Annotated in this window: 5 protein-coding genes; 2 read left to right on the forward strand and 3 right to left on the reverse strand. The window is 63.8% G+C overall.

Going from position 1 to position 3,899, the window contains the following annotated elements:
- The coding region (locus VF672_RS04710) for an AI-2E family transporter (protein ID WP_331101977.1) at positions 1–355 on the forward strand (355 nt) is incomplete at its 5' end.
- Between the two features lie 52 nt (positions 356–407).
- Here VF672_RS04710 and xopAW read toward each other — a convergent pair.
- The 3 genes from xopAW to VF672_RS04725 form a co-directional block, all read right to left on the reverse strand.
- Entirely contained in the window at positions 408–1,190 is a 783-nt protein-coding gene (gene xopAW / locus VF672_RS04715; RefSeq protein WP_331101979.1) for a XopAW family type III secretion system calcium-binding effector, read from the reverse strand.
- Between the two features lie 121 nt (positions 1,191–1,311).
- Positions 1,312–2,394 carry a HAMP domain-containing sensor histidine kinase gene (locus VF672_RS04720; RefSeq protein WP_331101981.1) on the reverse strand — a complete coding sequence of 361 codons (1,083 nt, stop codon included), beginning with the start codon at positions 2,392–2,394 and terminating at the stop codon, positions 1,312–1,314.
- Positions 2,391–3,143 (reverse strand): response regulator transcription factor, encoded by a 753-nt coding sequence (locus tag VF672_RS04725; RefSeq protein ID WP_331101984.1) that lies wholly within the window; start codon positions 3,141–3,143, stop codon positions 2,391–2,393. Before VF672_RS04725 ends, VF672_RS04720 begins: the two co-directional genes overlap by 4 nt.
- A gap of 147 nt (positions 3,144–3,290) precedes the next feature.
- On the opposite strand from VF672_RS04725, the gene VF672_RS04730 reads away from it, so the two are divergent.
- A complete protein-coding gene (locus VF672_RS04730; RefSeq protein ID WP_331101986.1) occupies positions 3,291–3,509 on the forward strand; it encodes a hypothetical protein in 219 nt (72 codons plus the stop codon).
- The last annotated feature ends 390 nt before the right edge of the window (positions 3,510–3,899 follow it).

The raw sequence follows: 3,899 nt of genomic DNA on the forward strand, positions 1-3,899 counted from the left end.
GGGCGCATTGGTGCTGGGCATTGGCACTTTCCTGCTGAGTCTGGTGCCCATGGGCCCGCCGCTGATCTGGATACCGGCCACGGCGTGGCTGGCCTGGAGAGGCGACTATGGCATGGCAATTTTCCTCGGGCTATGGGGCACGTTTATCGTCAGCGGCGTCGATAACGTGCTCAAGCCGTACTTGATCAGCCGAGGCGGCAACCTGCCGCTGGTGATCGTCTTGCTTGGGGTCTTTGGCGGTTTGCTGGCCTTCGGCTTCATCGGCCTGTTCATCGGCCCGACGTTGCTGGCGGTGGCCTACAGCCTGCTGCTGGACTGGGTCGGTGACAGTCGCGCGCGGCAGCCGGTCAAGTAAATGGTGAGCGGCAAATAGCGCCGCCGGGCCTGAGCTCGGCGGCTTTTTTTCGTCAGGCCGACGTGCTGACGTACTTGCCGGACGTGGCGCTGGCGTTGAGGTTGTAGCGGTCACTGAGGGCCGCGACCATGCGGTTCAAGGCTTCAGTGGCCTGGACGGTGGTTTGCGCGTTGGCGGTTTGGCTGCTGGAGGACGAGGCGCTGGCGGATTCGGTTGTGCCCTGGAGTGCGCTGGTCAGCTCAGCAGCGGTGATACTGCCATCGCTGTCGCTGTCCAGGCTGCTGAACAGGTCACTGGCGTCTTGAGCCGGCGGCGGCGAAGGCTGCCTTGTCTGCAGGCTGGCCGTCAATTCGTCGAGGCTGACGGTGCCGTCCTTATTGGTGTCCAGCGCATCGAACACCTGGCCGCTGTCGGCGCTGCTGCCGGCACCGCTCAGCGCCGAGGTCAGTTCCGCGCTGCTCACCGTCCCGTCGCCGTCGCTGTCCAGTGCACTGAGCAAGCTTTGCGCCTCGTCGGCAGAGGAACCGGCGTCCATCTGCATCGGCGGTGGCGGCGGTGGTGTCATTGCGGCCAACTCATCGGCGTCCAGGCTGTCGTCGTCATTGCTGTCGAGATCGCCAAACGCCTTGCTTAAGCTGACGGTGATGCCGTCCTTGGTGTCCGACGACAGGGCCGAGCTCAACTCGTCCTTGTCGACACTCCCGTCGCCATTGGCGTCGAGCTTCTTCAATAATTCGTCGGCGAACTTCTTGCTGCTGGTCGTGCTGGTGGTGCTGCTCGTGCTGGTACCGGTGTAACCGGAATAACTGCTGCTGCCGCTGACGCCTGTGATCATCGGACTGACTCCCCATCAGATGGATAACGCCGGGGCGGTGCTCCGGCTTATGCAGCGTCAAGGCGAGGCGTGTCGTGGGTATGTTGGTTGTGTACCGGGCCGCTTACGCGGGTGGGTCACGTCAGAATCGCGGCAGATCCAGCACCGCAGTCAGCCCGCCGCAGGGGGTTTGTTCGAGGCGCAGGTCGCCGCCCATCCGGCGCGCCGCTTCTCGGGCGATGGTCATGCCGATGCCGACGCCACCCGAGTTGCGGTTGCGCGAGCTCTCGACGCGATAGAAGGGTTCGAACACCACTTCGCGCAGTTCTTCGGCAATGCCGGGGCCATGATCGACAACACGGACCCGCAGGCGATCATTGGTGTCTTCGATTTCCACACGCGCATGCCCGGCATAACGCAGCGCGTTGTCGATGAGGTTGTTCAGGCACGAGCGCAGGGCCATGGGCTGGGCCCGCAGCGGCTGGCAGGTTCCGCTCGCGTGAATGTCATCGCCGTTGTCCTGCGCGTTTTCGGCGAGGGATTCGATCAGCGCCTGCACATCGAAATACTGCAGCACTTCGCTGGTGCGCTGTTCGTTGAGGTACGTCAGGGTCGCGTCGAGCATGCCAATCATGTCGTTCAAATCCTGGCTCATCTGCGCATGCAGGCGCGGCTCCTCGATCTGCTCGACCCGCAGTTTGAGGCGGGCGAGGGGGGTGCGCAGGTCATGGGACACGGCGGCGAGTATGCGCCCGCGCTGTCGCACTTGCTCGCGAATGCGCTCCTGCATCAGGTTGAAAGCCTGCGCGGCCTGGCGTGCCTCGCGCGGACCATTGGCGGCGAGCGGCGGGCTGTCGAGGTTTTCGCTGAGGCGCTCGGCCGCTTCGCTCAAACGGCGGATCGGCCGGCTTAGCGCCTTGGCACCGAACCATGCGGCGAGCACCAGACTCATCAGTTGGAACAGCAAGGGCACCAGCGGAATCCCCAGCATCGGCGGGCGACACGGCGGTCCAGAGGAGCGCTCGGCGTCGTCGCGGGTGGCCGCGTCGCGGTCGGGCGGTGGGGCCTGCGTCTGGCTTGCCATCGGCCGATCACAACCGGGCGGGGGCGGCATGCGTGGCCCGTAATAGTGAAACCAGACGAACGCCAGCAGGTGCGCGAGGACAATCGCCAGCAACGCCCCGCCAAACAGCCGGGCAAACAGGGTGTCGGCCGAGCGGATCAACCAATCTCCCGGGCGTCGAACATGTAGCCTTCGCCGCGCACGGTTTTGATCAGTTGCGGTGATTTCGGGTCATCGCCCAGCTTCTGCCGAAGGCGTGAAACGAGCAGGTCGATGCTGCGATCAAATGCTTCAATGGAGCGTCCGCGGGCAGCGTCGAGCAGCTGTTCACGGTTGAGCACGCGGCGCGGCCGTTCGAGGAACACCCGCAGCAGGCGGAATTCGGCGTTGGACAGCGGCACGACCAGCCCGTCCGGCGCGGTGAGTTGGCGCAAAACGCTGTTCAGACGCCAGTTGTCGAAGCGCAGGGTGGTGCGTTCCTCGGCACGGTCATCGCGCACGCGGCGCAGGATGGTCTGAATCCGTGCCACCAGCTCGCGCGGTTCGAAGGGTTTGGCCATGTAGTCGTCGGCGCCGAGCTCCAGACCGATGATACGGTCGGTGGGTTCGCAGCGGGCGGTGAGCATGAGAATGGGGATGTCGGAGGTGCTGCGCAGCCAGCGACAGAGGGACAGTCCGTCTTCGCCGGGGAGCATGAGGTCGAGGACGACGACGTCGTAGGTGTCTTCGGCCAGCGCCAGGCGCATGGCGTTGCCGTCGGTGACGCCGGTGCTGTGGATGTTGAAGCGGGCGAGGTAGTCGCAGAGCAGTTCGCGGATGGGGATGTCGTCATCGACGATCAAGGCGCGGGTGTTCCAGCGGCGCTCTTCGGTCGGCGCGGTGGCGGAGGTGCTGTCGGGTGTGGTCTGCATGTTGCTGCCGCCGTGTGATGCTGCCGAATGGGCTGCGGGTAGGGATCGACGCTGCCATGCTACTTCGCTGGCGAGCGGGGCGGAAGGGTGAGGGGGGTAGATGTCGGTGGATTGTCTTGAATGTATCAAGGCAGGTACATCTGCGGCGTGGCTGATTACGCCAAGATCAGGATCAAGATCAAGATCAAGATCAAGGTCAAGATCAACAGCGTCTGCCTGGGGGCAGACTGTTTCGCCTTCGGCGAGTTACTTGGTAAAGCCCCAAGTAACCAAGGGCTTGTGCTCCTGGTTGGGCCCGACTTCGTCGGGTTCCTTCACTCCGGTCTCGCTCCGTGGGCCCGCGCCGAACGGGCATCCATGCCCTGACGGCGCTCTCGCCGCATCCATGCGGCTCGGCCCACTGCGAGAGACCTGCGTTCAGCCTGCACCCAAGTCGCGATTTGTGGTGTCTGGGCTTTTTGCGTAGGAAGATCAAAAGCACATCTAAAGCTTCCCGGCTGAAGCCGGTCCCACTAAATGCGCGTGCTGCTGTTAGTGGGACCGGCTTTAGCCGGGAAGAGGCCAGTTCAGCCGCCGACAGTTTTGCTGATTGGACACCCCATCTGTGGGAGCGAGCTTGAACTGGTCAAGTAATTCTGGACACCCGTTTAGGTTTTCAAGCAGCCGCTCGCTCCGCAGCTACAGGCGAACGGTAGCCGTTGTAGCTGTGGGGGCGACGGTTGTTGTAACGCATGACATAACGCTGCACGTCCAGCT

This window comes from Pseudomonas sp. (assembly GCF_036387035.1).
GTDB lineage: Bacteria > Pseudomonadota > Gammaproteobacteria > Pseudomonadales > Pseudomonadaceae > Aquipseudomonas.